The following is a 15245-nucleotide window of genomic DNA, read 5'->3' on the forward strand; positions in this document are numbered from 1 at the left end:
CGCCAAGGCTGCATAGAGTGGGGGTATTGCTGGGGGTATCGGTTTCGGACACCAGCACCAACCACCTTCACCATCAACAACTTACGTTCACATTGCGGTAGGGCCCACCTCCACCAACGAGCGGTCCTTCAAGGACCGGAGAAGCCCGGACATTCCCGCCAGAAGGGGATCTCCGGGCTTTTTTATTGCCTGCGGTATACACCGCTCGCCGCGCGTGTCGATCTCGACATCGGTAAATCAGTTCAGAAATTTCCTACCCCCGCACTGGGGGAGAACGGTCTGCGAAGCCGTTCGTTCAAGGTCGCCATCAGAAAGGAGACCGCGCGGAAATACCCCCTTCATCTCGAGTCGAGCCCCCAAGGCACGACCGGCTCATCGCACCTTTCACAAAGGAACTGTATTCATGCGTACGTCGCTTCGGGTTTCCCTTGCCAGTGCCATCACCCTGGTCCTGGCCAGTGCCCCTGCCTTCGCCCAATCCACCGAACGGGTGTGGACACGGGGCATGGACAACAACCAGCAGTACAGCAGTTTCATCGTCAAGTACCGCGATGGCAGCCGCAAACGCGTCTCTGCCGACACCGCCCAGGATGCGCTGAAACAGCGCCTGGGCGTGCAGCAGCGCAGCAAGCGCTCGGTGGGTGCGGCGCAGGCTGCGGCGGTGGCGCATCAGCGCCGCATGGGTGGCGGCGCCGATGTGATCAGGACAGACAAGGCACTGGATCGTCCGGAGGCCGAGATCCTGATGCAGCGCATCGCCGACGACCCGGACGTCGAATACGTGCAGCCGAACTTCATGATGAGTGCGTTCGCCACGCCCAACGATCCGCGTTACGCCGAACAGTGGCACTACAGCAATCCCGTCAGTGGCGCACGCGTGCCGGCGGCATGGGATCGCTCCACCGGCCAAGGGGTCGTGGTGGCGGTGATCGATTCGGGCTATCTCGACAACAACGACCTGCAGCCGAACCTGCTGCCAGGTTACGACATGATTTCCTCCACCCGGCCGTTCAGCAATCTGCAGTGCATCCTGGGCGGGCTGAATCCCGGTTGTGGCGGTTCCGACGATGGCGATGGCCGCGATGCGGATGCCTTCGATGCCTCGGGCATCGCGCACGGCACCCACGTTGCGGGAACCGTCGCGGCGGTAACCAACAACCAGATCGGCGTGGCCGGCGTGGCCTACAACGCGAAGGTTGTACCGGTACGCGTGCTGGGCAACCAGGGCAATGGCGGCTCGGATGACATCATCGACGGCATGCTCTGGAGCGCTGGCATCGCTGTGCCGGGTGTTCCCGCCAATGCCAACCCGGCCGAGGTCATCAATCTCAGCCTGGGCGGCCGTCGGCCCTGCTCGCCGGCCGAGCAGGATGCGATCGACGACATCACGGCCACCGGCACCCTCGTGGTGGTCGCGGCGGGCAACAGCAACCTCGATGTGTCCGAGTTCGCACCGGCGAACTGCAACGGCGTGATCGCGGTAGCCGCGAACGACCAGGGCGGGCGCCGCGCGTTCTACTCCAACTACGGTGCAGGCATCCATATCACCGCGCCCGGTGGCGAGACGTGGTCGTGCCGCGCCTCGGTGGGCGAGTTCCTGCCCCTGGCCACACCGCCGAACTCGACCAACTGCGCACCGACCCGCCAGCATCCGGCGCAGGGCGTTCTGTCCACGGTGGGCAACAATGCCTTTGACTTCATGTCCGGCACCTCGATGGCGGCACCGCACGTGGCCGGCGTCGTCGCGCTGATGCAGGCGGTGGCACCGGTGCCGAAGACCACCAGCCAGGTCAAGGACATCCTGCGCCGCACCGCCCATCCGATCGCGGCGGCCAACTGCCCGGGCGGTTGCGGTCCGGGCATCATCGACGCCGCAGAAGCTGTCAGGGAGGCCAGCAACTGAGGCCCGGGCGCAGCGGCCCGCCACAGCCGCTGCGCCATGCGTTGCCCGCCGGTCAGATCCACAACAGGCCATCTTCTCCCACATTCCCGGCACGAAACCCATGAACTGGTTCGACGGTATGGCCATCGGCTTCCTGCTCGGTGTCCTGGCATGTATTGCTGCGGCGGTCCTGGCAATCCGCAACAGCGATCTGGACGATTGACGACCGGCTGCTGAGGGAACCGGCGCACGCCGCTTCCGCCTTGACATGCCTCCCGCTAGAGTGGCGCGACCGCGCAGGAGGATCGTATGGCAACCACGGGAATGGGCATCGTCGGCCGCACGGCTCTCGTCTTCACCCTGCTGCTGGCGCTGAGCGGCTGCGGCACCCTGCGCCAGTTCGGGCCCTCGGTGCAGGTCGCCTCGGTCACCCCCGGCCAGTACATCGCGCTCAAGCGCGGTGACATCCTCACCACCGGCAAGCTCAGCTCGGCCACCCTGGAAACCCTGCGCGTGGCCGGTCTGGACGAGGGTGTCTGCGCCAAGCCCGGTCCGCCCTGCATCGATGCCATGGAGGCCAGCATCGTCGTGCGCGAGGAAGACAAGCGCTCGGCCCTGGCCGAACTCTGGCTGCAGTACGCATTGACCCTGCCCGCCCCCAAGCGCGAGTACTCCGCCGAAGGCCGCGCCAAGGCCGTGGTCACCGAACTGGACGCCGGCTTCCAGCCGCGTCTGGATGCGTGGATGCAGGTTGCGAGGCAGGCTTACGCCTATCTGTTCTTCACCGAGCGCACCGCCAACCAGCGGGGTTTCGAGGATCGCCAGACGCAGGTGCGGGACTACTACAACCTGGCCGTGCAGGAAGCCTCCGTGCAGCTGTTCGAGGCCTACGCCACCGGCCGGGTGCACAGCGACACCAGCCGCTTCCAGCTGGGACGATGGACCTTTGTGCTGGCGCCATCGGACGACGGCTCGCCATTGGACGAGCGTACGCCGAGGGAGCTGGTTCCCGCCGCAGCGCTCTCGTTCACCGGCACCCTGCGCAGCGTGCATCGCCGGGATGGCTTCGGCGCCGAGCTGGTGGCGGTGATGGATGATCCCGGCAGCGACGTGGACACGGCTGCTGCCGCGGCCAGCGCCGCTGCGCCGGTACAGCGCAGCTGGAGCGAAATGCCTTCACCCTCGATGTCGGTGCTGCTGAGGTTCTCCGGCAACAACCTGTGGGAAGTGCTGCACGACGACGAGCCGGAGGTGGAGATCCACGATCCCTACCAGGTTTCGGAAGTCACCCTGCATGGCCAGCAGGTGCCACTGGCGGCCAACTTCACGGCAGGCTACGCGCTGTGGCTCGCACGCTCCAACTTCAGCCGGCAATCGCTGCGCTCGCTGTTCGGGAGCAAGGGCGGCATCGATACGCCGCATCTGTACATGATGCAGCCCTACGACCCGAAGCGCCGCGTGCTGTTGATGATCCACGGCCTGGCAAGCAGCCCGGAGGCATGGGTCAACGTCGCCAACGAGCTGATGCGCGACGATGAGATCCGCCGGGACTTCCAGGTGTGGCAGTTCTACTACCCGACCAACATGCCCATCGCGATGAGCCACGATGCGATCCGCCACATGCTGGCCGATGTGCTGCAGCACTTCGATCCCACCGGAAAGGCCGCGGCCTCGCATGACATGGTGCTGGTCGGGCACAGCATGGGCGGAGTGATCTCGCGGCTGATGGTGTCTTCGTCCGGCGACCATCTGGTCGAGACCCTGCTGGCAACCGCGCAGATGACGCCGGCACAGCGCGAGCTGCTGCGCACCCGCGGCGCGCCGGTGCTCACGTTCAAGCCGGAACCGGAGATCTCACGGGTGGTATTCATTGCCACACCGCATCGCGGCACCGACGTCGCCGGCACCCGCCTCGGGCGCTGGATCGGCCGTCTGGTGCGGCTGCCACTGACCGTGCTGGAGGACGTGGCGACGATCGCCAACGACGGCCACGTCGACCGCGACGACGGCAAGCACGGCTACCAGATGAACAGCATCCAGAATCTCGACAAGGATGACCCCTTCGTCAAGGCCGTCGCCGATCTGCCGATGTCCCCGAGCGTGCGCTACCACTCCATCATCGCGCGCGCCAAGGCCGATGGACCGCTGGAGCAGACCAGCGACGGACTGGTGCCCTACTGGAGTTCGCACCTGCCGGGCGCCGAATCGGAGAAGGTGATCGTGTCCGGTCACAGCGTGCAGGAAGCCACGCCCGCCATCGTCGAGCTCAGGCGCATCCTGCATGAAGACATGCAGGCACACGACCGGCGCGATGAATAGCGCAGGCTGATCGCCGTTCCGCCACCGGCGGAGACGGCGGGTCAGGCGTTGCGGGAAATCCCTCATCGCACGTACGCACAGTGCCTCCTATGCTGGCCGCACCTCCCCGACAGCAGGCCAGCCACATGAACACCCAGGACCTCAGCCGCCAACCCCGTCCCGATCCGGCCGAGCGCGATGCCTTCTTTCCCTCGCCCTGGTCGCTCTCGCAGTTCACGTCACCCACCAGCAATCTGTCCGGCGCGGACTATGCCGACGCACGCCGGGATGGCCGCTGGAAGATACTGATGATCGGCGCCGATGAGCGCTACCTGCCGACCGCCAACGGCCACCTGTTCTCCACCGGCAATCACCCGGTCGAAACGCTGCTGCCGATGTATCACCTGGACAAGGCCGGCTTCGACTTCGATGTGGCAACCCTGTCCGGCAACGCCGTGAAGTTCGAATGGTGGGCGTTCCCCGGCGAGGACCGCGACATCGGCGGTCTGTACGAACGTTACCAGGCGCGGTTCCGCCAGCCGAAGGTGCTGGATGACATCGTGGCCTCGCTGGACGCGGCGTCGGACTATGCAGCCATCTTCATTCCGGGCGGGCATGGTGCACTGATCGGTCTGCCGGAGAGCCGCGCGGTCAGCAAGGCGCTGCACTGGGCGATGGCACAGCAGCGCTACATCATCACGCTCTGCCACGGCCCTGCAGCGCTGTTGGCTGCCGGGATCGATGAAGCGGGCGGTGATTCGCTGTTCCGTGGCTACCGCATCTGCGCCTTCCCCGATGCGATGGACCGGCAGACGCCGGACATCGGCTACATGCCCGGGCAACTGCCGTGGTTCTTCGGTGAAAAGCTCGCGCAGCAGGGCGTGCAGATCGTCAACGAGGGTATTGACGGCAGCGTGCTGCAGGATCGCCTGCTGCTGACAGGCGATAGTCCGTTGGCCGGCAATGCACTCGGCCAGTTGGCCGCACGCACCCTGCTGGACGCGCTGGCAGGTCGCTGAACACCGTGGCCGCGCTGGTGCCGATGCTGCTGGAACTGGAGCAGGCGCGTTCGATCGCCGAGATCGGCGCGCTGCTTCGCTCGATCGCCGCGCCCCTCGGCTACGATCGCGTGCTGGTGTTTGCGGCCGGCAGCGGGGTGGAACGCGGCGCACACCGCGTGTACTGGATCGAGGGCGACTGGCTGGGCGAAGGGCGTGAGACCGATCTTGCCCGCTACCTGCATGCCTGCCCGGTCAACCGCCACGTGCTCGACAGCGATGCCCCGTTCTTCTGGAGCAAGCGCGACGGCGTAAGGGGGGCCCGCTACCAGGTGGTCAGGCACCCCCGCGGCGACGGCCTGCATGGCCTGCAGGTACCCGTGTTCGGAACCACGGGGCTGGAAGGGGCGATCAGTTTCGCCGGAACGATCATCGACGCTTCCGCGCCTGCCCGGCTGCTGCTGGAGTCTGCCGGCACAGCAGCATTCCGCGCCGCCCGCCGGCTGGCCGAAGCACCGGCCGAACGCCCCCTGGGCGAACTGAGCACGCGGGAACGCGAGGTTCTGCGTTGGGTCGCAGCCGGCCGGCGCCAGGCGGAGATCGCCGCCACGCTGGGGTTGTCCGCGCGCACCGTGGAGAACCACCTGCGCCGCGCGCGCCAGCGCCTGGGCGTTGCGACGACGGCGCAGGCCGTGCGCGCGGCCGCGCGACGCGGCGAGATCGAAGACTGAGCGGGCCCCCGTGCAGCCGCCACGCCAATGACCCATCCCGGCATACCCTCCCCTGCCAATCCGTGCCATCCTTCATGGAATCGTTTACATGGAATGGAGGGATTCCACGATGCTGTCGCGTTTCCGTCGCCCTGCGCTGTGTGCGCTGCTGGCCTTCGCTCTTCCCGCCATCGCCTGGGCGGCGGCCCCTGCGCCGCTGAAGGTGATGTCCTTCAATGTCCGCACCCCGGCCGACACCGCGCCAGGCAAGCGCTGGCCGGATCGCCGCGATGCGATGGTCAAGGTCATCCTGGATGCCCGCCCGGCCGTCATCGGCACCCAGGAGCTGGTACAGGAACAGGCCGACTATCTCGCCGGCCACCTGCCCGGCTACGCATGGTTCGGTGAAGGACGGCGCGGTGGCAGCGGCGATGAGCACATGGGCGTGTTCTACGACACGCGGGTGCTGGCCGTGGAGGAATCAGGCAACTTCTGGCTGTCCGATACACCGGAGGTCGCCGGCAGCATCACCTGGGGCAACCTGTACCCGCGCATGGTGACCTGGGCCCTGTTCCGTCGCCTTGACGATGGCCGCCGCTTCTACTTCATGGACACCCACCTGCCCTATCGCGACGAAGACGAACCGCGCCGGGTCAAGGGAGCCGAGCTGATCGGCAGGCGGGTGGCGACGCTGCCGCCGGATCTGCCGGTGGTGCTGACGGGCGACTTCAACAGTGAACCCGGGGGCGGAACCTACGCGACGCTCACCCGCGTTCTGCAGGACGCACGCACCCAGGTGGCGTCTCCCCAGGGGCCGCGCCTGACCTTCCATGATTTCACCGGCAAGGCCACCACGCAGCTGGACTGGGTACTGGTGAGAGGCTTCCGTGCGCGCAGCTTCCTGACCGATGACCGTCGCATCGACGGCGTGCTGCCCTCGGATCACTTCCCGCTGGTGGTCGAGCTGGACTGGCCCCGGCCCTGAGTCGGGTTGCCGCCGCGTTCACCGCGGCGGCTGCCGCGCCAACAGGCGATACAGCGCCTGGTGCTGATCGCGCGCCTGGCAGATGCGAGCGCCGATGGCCAGCAGCACGGCCACGCCGATCAGGCCCAGGCCCAGCATGGAGTCCGGCAGCCGCACGAAGCCGATGGCCGCGGCCAGCATCGCCAGCACGAGCAGAACGACCACCGCGACGGACAGTCCTGCACCGGGTGGTCCCGGATCGCCGAACAACATTCGTTGGGTATCCCGCTTGCCGTCCGTCATCGCCTGTCCTCTGATGGCCCGCCCCACTTGTTACACGGCAGAAGGCGCTTCCGGGAGAGTCAGAAGCGTCACGAATGTGACGGTGTCCACGGCTCACGCCGCGCTGCCCTGCCTGAGTTCGCAAAGTGTGGAGGACGGCATGGCAGGGCGGCAGGCGCCCGCCCATCGGTGGCCCTGACCGGAAACGGGGACGGAGGCCACTGCCTCCGTCCCCGTCCGGTCAATTCACCTGTGCCACGCTCGGCGCCTGCGGGGACTGGCCCCAACCACCCAGCGCCTTGTATACGCCGACTACGCTGACGTTGACCTCCGCCTCGGCGGCCGCCAGTGCATCATCGGCGGCCAGCTGGGTGCGCTGCGCGTCGAGCAGGGTCAGGAAGTCTTCCGAGCCCTCGCGATAGCGGATCTGCGCCAGCGACTCGGCTCGTCGTGCGGCCTGCGCCTGCTCCACCACGATCGCCAGCCGTGCCTGCTGCTTGGAGTAGCGTGTCAGCGCGTTCTCGGTGTCTTCCAGTGCCAGCAGCACCGTCTGCTCGTACTGCGCGGCAACGCCCTCGGCCTCGGCCTTGCTGGCACGCAGACGTGCGCGCACGGTTCCGAAATCGAAGGCTGCCCAGCTCAACGACGGCGTCAGCGACCAGGCCTTGTTGCTGCCGTTGACCAGGCCATTGGCGTCGCCGCCGAGGAAGCCGACGAAACCGGAAAGCGACAACCGCGGGAACAGATCGGCCGTTGCCACCCCCACCCGTGCCGTGGCGGCTGCCAGCCGCCGCTCGGCCGCACGCACGTCGGCACGCTGGCGCAGCAGCTCGCGGGTATCGCCCAGCGGCAACGGCTTGGCGAACGCCGGCACCTCATGCGGCGCGAGCATGTCGGCCAGTACTTCCGGGCGCTGGCCCAGCAGCACCGCCAGGCGATTGCGGGACTGCGTCTCGGCCACTTCCAGCAGGGGAATATCGGCCTCGATCGCCTTCAGCCGGGCACGGCTGCTCTGCACATCCAGCTCGCTGCCGGCACCCAGTTCCCAGCGCGCCTCGGTCAGCTTCTGCGTATCACGCAGATTGACCAGTGTGTGCTGGGCCACGGCGATGCGCTTCTGCGTGCCGCGCAGCTCGAAGTAGTTGCGTGCCACTTCGGCGGCAACCAGTACCTGCGCATCGGCCAGGTTGGCCTGCTCGGCCCCCAGATCGGCGCGTGCCGCTTCGGCAGCACGGCGCTTGCGGCCGAACAGATCCAGCTCCCAGCCCGCATCGAACCCGAGCTGGTAGCTTTCACTGAACACCCGCTGCCCACCCAGCTGCGGATCGGGTTGCTTGCGGCGGTCGTAACTGCCGCCTGCGGTCACGTGCGGTGCCTGGTCGAAGCGGCTTTCGACGAACACCGCCCGCGCCTGGCTGACACGCGCCACGGCCACGCGCAGGTCAAGATTGCTCGACAGTGCGCCGTGCACCAGCTCTTCCAGCACCGGGTCATCGAACTGCGCCCACCAGCTGGCAACGGGCGATGTGGTGCTGAACACCGGCTGCTCCGCGCCCTGCAGGACGACAGGCTCCTGCTGGGGCGCCTTGTAATTGGGACCGACGGTGACACAGCCGGCCAGCACGAGGCTGGAAACGGCCACCGCCAGGGTGCGGATCACCATGGCAGCACCTCGCCCAGATAGGTGAAGCTGCCACTCGGGCCTTCAGGGCCGATCAGCGCCATCTGCACGCTGGAACGCGCACCTTCGGCGATCTCGATCTCGCCGTGGCCACCATTCATGTCGGTCTTGACGTAGCCCGGGTGCACGGTATTCACCTTGATCGGCGAGCTGCGGAGCTCGTGCGCCAGGGCCAGCGTCCAGCTGTTCACCGCCGCCTTGGAGGCGTTGTAGGCCGGAATCTTGAAGTCATAGATGACCGAACCCGGGTCGGCATGCAGGGTCTGCGAACCGAGGATGCTGGACACGTTGACGATGCGCCCGGCCTTGGCCTGCTTCAGCAGCGGCAGGAACGCCTGGGTCACCGCCACCAGTGCATACACATTGGTGTCGAAGGTGCGACGCCACGTATCCAGCGACTGCTCCGACGGTGCCTGTGCCGGGTTCTCGATCATGATGCCGGCGTTGTTGACCAGGATGTCCAGCCGGCCGTGACGCTGGCGCACCTGCTCGACCGCGTCGGCGATGCTCGCAGCATCGGTAACGTCCAGCTGCAGCGCTTCCACCGGCAGGCCTTCCGCCTGCAGCTTCAGTGCCTGCTCCACCGCCGTCTCACGCTTGCGGCCGGCCAGCAGCGTGTGCACGCCTTCCTTCGCCAGCTGGCGCACGGTCTCGGCACCGATGCCACGGGTAGCGCCGGTAACCAGCGCGATCTTGTTCTGATGGGTGTTCATGGATTCATGCCTTTGGAGGGAGAAGCCGCCGCCGATCATCGACCGGCGGCGACGGGGTTCCGTATCAGTGATGAATGGTGGGCTCGCCGTGCTGCACCAGCTGGCCACCGCCGTTGCGGGTGACGAACTTGCGCAGGGCGACGTAGAACACCGGGGTCAGGAACAGGCCGAACAGGGTGACGCCCAGCATGCCGGCGAACACCGTGATACCGGTCACCGAGCGCACCTCGGCACCCGCACCGTGCGAAAGCACCAGCGGCACGGTGCCGGCGATGAACGCGATGGAGGTCATCACGATCGGGCGCAGGCGCAGGCGGCAGGCTTCCAGCGCGGCCTCGACGATGCCCTTGCCGCCCATCTCCAGCTCACGGGCGAACTCGACGATCAGGATCGCGTTCTTGCATGCCAGGCCCATCAGCACCACCAGGCCCACCTGCACGAACACGTTGTTGTCGCCGCCGGTCAGCCATACGCCGAACAGAGCCGACAGCAGGGTCATCGGCACGATCAGGATCACCGCCAGCGGCAGCGACCAGCTCTCGTACAGCGCGGCCAGCACGAGGAAGGCCAGCATGATCGCCACGGGGAACACGATGAACGCGGCCTTGCCCTGGGTGGCCTGCTGGTAGCTCAGGTCGGTCCATTCGGTGGCCATGCCGACCGGCAGCACCTGCCCGGCGATCTCGGTCAACTTGTTCATCGCTTCCGCCGAGGACAGCAGGCGCGGGTCGGCCTCGCCGGCCAGGTCCGCTGCCGGATAGCCGTTGAAACGCAGCACCGGGTCCGGGCCGAACGTCTGCTTGATGGTCACCATCGAACCGATCGGCACCATCTCGCCGCGGTCGTTGCGGGTGCGCAGCTTGGCGATGTCCTCGACGCTCTCACGGAACGGGCCGTCCGCCTGGGCGATCACCTGCCAGGTGCGGCCGAACTGGTTGAAGTCGTTGACGTACGCCGAACCCAGGTAGGTCTGCAGCGTGTCGAACAGCTCGGTCAGCTGCACGCCCTGCGCCTTCGCTTTCACACGGTCCACTTCCGCATCCAGCTGCGGCACGTTGGCCTGGTAGCTGCTGATCGGGAAGGCCATGCCCGGAGTCTGTGCAACGGTCCCCTGCATCGCCTGCACGGCATTCTGCAGCGCGCCGTAGCCCAGGTTGCCGCGGTCCTCGATGAACATCTGGTAGCCATTGCCGTTGCCCAGGCCCAGGATCGGCGGCGGCATCATCGCGAACGCGAAGCCCTCCTGCAGGCCTGCGATCTTCTGGTTGATCTCGGCGTTGATCTCCGCCGCGGTCCGGCCATGACGCTCGTTGAACGGCTTGAGCGGAATGAACGCCACACCGGTGTTCGGGGTGTTGGTGAACTGCAGCGCGTTCAGGCCCGGGAACGAAATGGTATGCGCCACGCCGTCGGTTTCCTGGGCGATCTTGGCGACCTTGCGCAGCATTTCATCGGTACGTGCGATCGACGAACCTTCCGGCAGCTTCACGCCCGCGATCAGGTACAGCTTGTCCTGGGTCGGGATGAAGCCCGGCGGCACCAGCTTGAAGATCACACCGGTACCGACCAGCAGGATCGCGTAGACCACGAACACAGCGCCGCGGCGGCCAAGGATGCGCGCCACGCCGCGCTCGTACTTCTCCGAGCTGGACTTGAAGAAGCGGTTGAACGGGCGGAACACCCAGCCGAACAGGCGATCGATCAGACGGCTCGGGCCATCCTTCGGAGCGCCATGGGCCTTCAGCAGGCGGGCGGCCAGGGCCGGCGACAGGGTCAGCGAGTTGATCGCCGAGATCACCGTGGAAATGGCGATGGTGACAGCGAACTGCTTGTAGAACTGACCGGTGACGCCCGACAGGAACGCCATCGGCACGAACACCGCGCACAGCACCAGTGCGATCGCAACGATCGGGCCGGACACCTCACGCATGGCCTGGTGGGCGGCTGCGGTCGGCGACAGACCTTCTTCGATGTTGCGTTCAACGTTCTCCACCACCACGATCGCGTCGTCGACCACGATGCCGATCGCCAGCACCAGGCCGAACAGGCTCAGCGTGTTGATCGAGAAGCCCAGTACGTACAGCGCTGCGAAGGTACCGACCACCGACACCGGAACCGCGATCAGCGGAATGATCGACGCGCGCCAGGTCTGCAGGAACAGGATCACCACCAGCACCACCAGGGCGATCGCTTCAAGCAGGGTCGAGACCACCGCCTTGATCGAATCACGCACGAAGATGGTGGTGTCGTACACCGCTTCGTACTTCACGTCGGCGGGCATGGTCTTCTGCATCTCGTCCATCGTGGCGATGACGTTGTCGCGAATCTCCAGTGCATTCGCACCGGGCGACTGGAAGATGCCGATACCCACCGCATTCTTGCCGTCGAGCTGCGAGCGCAGGGTGTAGTCGCCAGCGCCCAGTTCCAGGCGGGCAACGTCGGACAGGCGCACGATCTCGCCGTCGACACCGCTCTTGAGCACGATGTCGCCGAACTCCTGCTCGCTGCGCAGGCGGCCCTGGGCATTGATCAGGGTCAGGAACTGGCTGTTCGGCAGCGGCTCGGCGCCGAGCTGACCCGCAGAGACCTGCACGTTCTGCTCACGCATGGCACGCACCACGTCGCTGGCCGTCAGGCCGCGCGAAGCAACCTTGTCCGGGTCCAGCCATGCGCGCATGGCGTAGTCACCACCACCGAAGATCTGCGCGTCGCCCACGCCGGGAATGCGTGCCAGCGCGTCCTTGACGTGCAGGCGGGCGTAGTTGCGCAGGTACAGGGTGTCGTACTTGCCATTGGGCGACGTCAGATGCACGACCATCAGGAAGGTGGGCGACTGCTTCTGCGTGGTCACGCCCTGCCGGCGTACGTCCTCGGGCAGGCGTGCCTGCGCCTGCGCCACACGGTTCTGCACCTTCACCGCCGCCGCGTCCGGATCAGTGCCCGGGCGGAAGGTGACGGTCATCTGCAGCACGCCGTCGGAACCGGCGACCGACTTGAGGTACATCATGCCCTCGACGCCGTTGATCGCCTCTTCAAGCGGCGTGGCGACGGTTTCGGCGATGACCTTGGGATTGGCGCCCGGATAGACCGTGCGCACGACCACCGACGGCGGCACCACTTCCGGGTACTCGCTGATCGGCAGGATCGGAATCGTGATCAGGCCTGCGGCGAAGATCACGATCGACAGTACCGCCGCGAAGATCGGCCTGTCGATGAAGAAACGGGAAAAGTCCATGGAGGAATTCCTGGGAAATGCCGCCGGCGGGCAACAGCCACCCTGCCCCTCGCCGATATGACGAAGGCAGGGAAGGCCGCCGCTGGCGCCGGCAGCTAAGCGGAAACTCGGATCAGGAGACGGCGGATCAGCGGTTCAGCGCAGCAGTGGCATCACGGCCTGGTGCGGCGGCCGCAGCCGGCTGCATCGCCACCGCCTTGGCCTGCACCGGCATGCCCGGCATGAAGACCTTCTGCACGCCATCGATGATGACCTTGTCGCCTGCGGACAGGCCCTGCTCGACGATGCGCAGGCCTTCCGCCGTGCGGCCAAGGCGGATGTCGCGGCGCTGGGCCTTGCCATCCTTGTCGACCACGTACACGTACTTGCGGTCCTGGTCGGTCAGCACAGCCTTGTCGTCGATCAGCATCGCCTGGAACTGGCCACTGCCCAGCAGCTGCACACGGGCGAACAGCCCCGGGGTGAACTGCCGGTCGGCATTGTCCAGCAGCGCACGCACGCGGATGGTGCCGGTGCTGCGTGCGACCTGGTTGTCGAGGAAGTCGACCTTGCCCGAGTGCGGGTAGCCTTCTTCACCCGACAGGCCAACCTTCACCGGCAGGTCGCTGTCGCGCTCGCTCGGGCGCTCGCCCTTGCGTGCCATCTGCGCGTAACGCAGGAAAGTGCTTTCGTCGGCATCGAAGTAGACGAACACGGTGTCCAGCGAGACCAGCGTGGTCAGCACGCTGGCGCTGTCGCCGGCGGTGACCAGGTTGCCCGCGGTGACCATCGCGCGGCCGGCACGGCCGTCGATCGGCGCACGCACCTTGGTGAACTCCAGGTTGAGCCGGGCAGCATCCAGTGCCGCCTGCGCGGCCTGCACGGCTGCGCCGGACTGGTCTGCCGCAGCGCGACGCTGCTCGGCGGTCTCGGTGGAGATCGCCTGCTGCTCGGCCAAGCGCTTGGCCCGCTCCGATTCACTGCGGGCCAGGGTTGCCTGGGTGCGGGCGCGGGCCAGTTCAGCGGCGGCGCGATCGTACTCGGCCTGGTAGCTGCGCGCGTCGATGGTGAAGAGCACATCGCCCTTCTTCACTTCCTGGCCTTCGACGTAGTTGACCTTGTCGATGTAGCCGGACACGCGTGGACGCAGTTCAACGCTCTGCACCGCCTCGATGCGGCCGCTGAACTCGTCCCATTGGCTGATCTGCTTGACCAGCACCGGCGCTGCGCTGACCTGCGGCGGGGGCGGTGCACCGGCTTCTTCGGCATGGCCGCCACTGCAGGCAGCGAGCACCGCCGCGGCGAGGATCGACACGCCGACCATCGCAATGCGATGGCCGAAACGATGTGGGGTGGTTTTGGGGGAAGTCATGGCATGCATCCGTACGGAGGGGTGGTACAGCTAATGAGAATGGCTATCAGAAAGTGCGGCGTATGCTGCAACCTCAACCAAGGTCAAGGTCAAGCGACACCGACGGCGTCGCGCCACGGTGGTGGAACTTCCAGTCGCAGCAGGCCCCGCGGCAGTTCCGCATCGCTGCTGTCGCAGCGAACGATGGCGCGGTTGTCGCGGCAGCCATCAAGCAGCGACACCACGCGCCGGCCGACCAGCAGCGAGCTCGGCCACTCGATGCAGGCGTTGGCGGCGTTGGCCGGTGTACACACCGGGCTGCACACCTCCAGCATCTGCGCACGGACACCGACCGCCTGTGCTTCCTGGTGCACCACCTGTGCGTACATGCGCAGGGCGGCGGTGGTGATCGAGGTCTCGCCGTAGCCGGCCCAGGGCTTGAGACCGGCAGGGCTGCCGATCATCACGTAGCGCCGCGCATGCACGTTGTCACGCAGCAGCGGCAGCAGGTGGCGTACCGCATGCACATGGGGCATCAGGTCGGCCTGCAGTGCGCCGAGTAGTTCGTCGCCCTTGCGGTCCATCACCCGGCCACGGTTGTAAGGACCGCCCATGGCCGCGATCACCGCTGCCAACGGCCGCGGGCGCTGCGCGACGCGCTCGGCCAGGACCTGCGCCGAACCGTCGTCTGCCAGTGAACCCAGCATGGTCTGCAGGCCGGGCTCATCGGCGAACTGCGCTTCCAGCGACGCCAGCCGTCCTGGATCGCGGCCGACCACCAGCACCGGGCTGCCGGCTTCCAGCAGCGCACCGACCACGCCCTGGCCGACCGCACCGGTTCCGCCGAGGACCAGGACTTCGGGCATCAGAATCCCATTCACGGGACATTTCCTCCCAAATCCGGGATAGTCCCGATTCGGCGCAGTCGATCGCTCTTCTGCGGCGCCAAGCGGATGGCACCGCCACGCTGCTGCCGCATGGGCGCGGTAAACTCACGGAAATCCTTGTGCACCAAGGAACTCGGGCGGATCTCAACGGTCATCGCCAGATCCAGGGCGTTCTGGCCGGCATGCCGGAAACGGGCAAGAATGTTGCGCAGGCTCATGGCGGGGGGACTCCATTTCACGAATGGCGCCACGATAGACCTCAAAC

The 15245-nt window shown here is 66.7% G+C and carries 12 protein-coding genes; 5 read left to right on the forward strand and 7 right to left on the reverse strand.

Translation table 11 applies throughout. From position 1 onward, the window contains the following. Window positions 1-403: 403 nt before the first annotated feature. The 5 genes from IMX13_RS00005 to IMX13_RS00025 all read left to right on the forward strand — a co-directional run bounded on the left by IMX13_RS00005 (window position 404) and on the right by IMX13_RS00025 (window position 6873). A complete protein-coding gene (locus tag IMX13_RS00005; RefSeq protein ID WP_227255201.1) occupies window positions 404-1903 on the forward strand; it encodes a S8 family serine peptidase in 1500 nt (499 codons plus the stop codon). Window positions 1904-2191: 288 nt separating this feature from the next. After that, entirely contained in the window at window positions 2192-4201 is a 2010-nt protein-coding gene (locus tag IMX13_RS00010) for an alpha/beta fold hydrolase (RefSeq protein ID WP_193395509.1), read from the forward strand. Between the two features lie 125 nt (window positions 4202-4326). Continuing rightward, window positions 4327-5199, forward strand: a complete 873-nt coding sequence (hchA, locus tag IMX13_RS00015) for a glyoxalase III HchA (RefSeq protein ID WP_065175070.1) — start codon at window positions 4327-4329, stop codon at window positions 5197-5199. A gap of 5 nt (window positions 5200-5204) precedes the next feature. Beyond that, the gene (locus IMX13_RS00020) at window positions 5205-5909 is read left to right on the forward strand and encodes a PA1136 family autoinducer-binding transcriptional regulator (RefSeq protein WP_193395510.1); all 705 of its coding nucleotides are present in this window, start codon (window positions 5205-5207) and stop codon (window positions 5907-5909) included. Between the two features lie 109 nt (window positions 5910-6018). Next, complete coding sequence (locus IMX13_RS00025; RefSeq protein ID WP_065181299.1) at window positions 6019-6873, forward strand: endonuclease/exonuclease/phosphatase family protein; 855 nt, start codon at window positions 6019-6021, stop codon at window positions 6871-6873. An 18-nt stretch (window positions 6874-6891) separates the two neighbouring features. Here IMX13_RS00025 and IMX13_RS00030 read toward each other — a convergent pair whose 3' ends face one another. From IMX13_RS00030 to IMX13_RS00060, 7 genes are all read right to left on the reverse strand, one after another. Continuing rightward, entirely contained in the window at window positions 6892-7155 is a 264-nt protein-coding gene (locus IMX13_RS00030) for a hypothetical protein (RefSeq protein ID WP_053517461.1), read from the reverse strand. Window positions 7156-7375: 220 nt separating this feature from the next. Further along, window positions 7376-8797: an efflux transporter outer membrane subunit gene (locus tag IMX13_RS00035; RefSeq protein WP_065174973.1), complete on the reverse strand. Its 1422-nt coding sequence runs from the start codon at window positions 8795-8797 to the stop codon at window positions 7376-7378. Next, entirely contained in the window at window positions 8791-9528 is a 738-nt protein-coding gene (locus tag IMX13_RS00040) for an SDR family oxidoreductase (RefSeq protein WP_193395511.1), read from the reverse strand. Before IMX13_RS00040 ends, IMX13_RS00035 begins: the two co-directional genes overlap by 7 nt. Window positions 9529-9592: 64 nt before the next feature. Further along, window positions 9593-12763, reverse strand: coding sequence for a multidrug efflux RND transporter permease subunit (locus tag IMX13_RS00045; protein WP_193395512.1), 3171 nt, complete (start codon window positions 12761-12763; stop codon window positions 9593-9595). Window positions 12764-12890: 127 nt separating this feature from the next. Then, window positions 12891-14114 carry an efflux RND transporter periplasmic adaptor subunit gene (locus IMX13_RS00050; protein ID WP_065174971.1) on the reverse strand — a complete coding sequence of 408 codons (1224 nt, stop codon included), beginning with the start codon at window positions 14112-14114 and terminating at the stop codon, window positions 12891-12893. Window positions 14115-14203: 89 nt separating this feature from the next. Then, the gene (locus IMX13_RS00055; protein ID WP_053517454.1) at window positions 14204-14974 is read right to left on the reverse strand and encodes an SDR family NAD(P)-dependent oxidoreductase; all 771 of its coding nucleotides are present in this window, start codon (window positions 14972-14974) and stop codon (window positions 14204-14206) included. Continuing rightward, complete coding sequence (locus IMX13_RS00060) at window positions 14971-15198, reverse strand: hypothetical protein (protein ID WP_053517540.1); 228 nt, start codon at window positions 15196-15198, stop codon at window positions 14971-14973. Before IMX13_RS00060 ends, IMX13_RS00055 begins: the two co-directional genes overlap by 4 nt. Window positions 15199-15245: the final 47 nt, after the last annotated feature.

The organism is Stenotrophomonas sp. B2 (genome assembly GCF_014947095.1).
Classification (GTDB): Bacteria; Pseudomonadota; Gammaproteobacteria; order Xanthomonadales; family Xanthomonadaceae; genus Stenotrophomonas; species Stenotrophomonas maltophilia_P.